The organism is Corynebacterium vitaeruminis, assembly GCF_001054325.1.
Lineage (GTDB): Bacteria > Actinomycetota > Actinomycetes > Mycobacteriales > Mycobacteriaceae > Corynebacterium > Corynebacterium vitaeruminis_A.
The window spans coordinates 282-623 of the sequence record NZ_JVVM01000028.1 but is presented as its reverse complement, the minus strand read 5'-3'; the positions used below and the strand labels follow the sequence as shown (position 1 = coordinate 623).

Annotated in this window: 1 pseudogene; it reads left to right on the top strand. The window is 54.7% G+C overall.

Annotated features, from left to right (window positions below):
* Positions 1 to 9: 9 nt before the first annotated feature.
* Positions 10 to 342 (top strand): annotated as a pseudogene (locus tag ADA16_RS11430) (IS30 family transposase); the annotation flags it as partial.

The following is a 342-nucleotide window of genomic DNA, read 5'->3' as shown; positions in this document are numbered from 1 at the left end:
GGAGAAGTAGTGAAGCAAACCCGCCGATCGAAATACAGTGCCATCAAACCGATTGCGCTTGAACACATTGCCAATGGGGCATCAGCAAGCGCGGTAGGGCGCGATTTAGGGATACCCCAACCAACTGTCAGCCGGTGGGCGCGACAAGCCGGAATTGCGATTCAGCACCAGTCGCACTGCCCGAAGGTCTCGATGATGGATAAGCATCGCGTGATCTACGAGATGCTTATGGCCGACACATATAGTGTTGCCCAGATTGCTGCACAGGCCGGGGTGTGCACATCCACGGTGTATAACCAGCGGGCTAGATTAACCACTATGAATACCCGCAGCCGGATAACA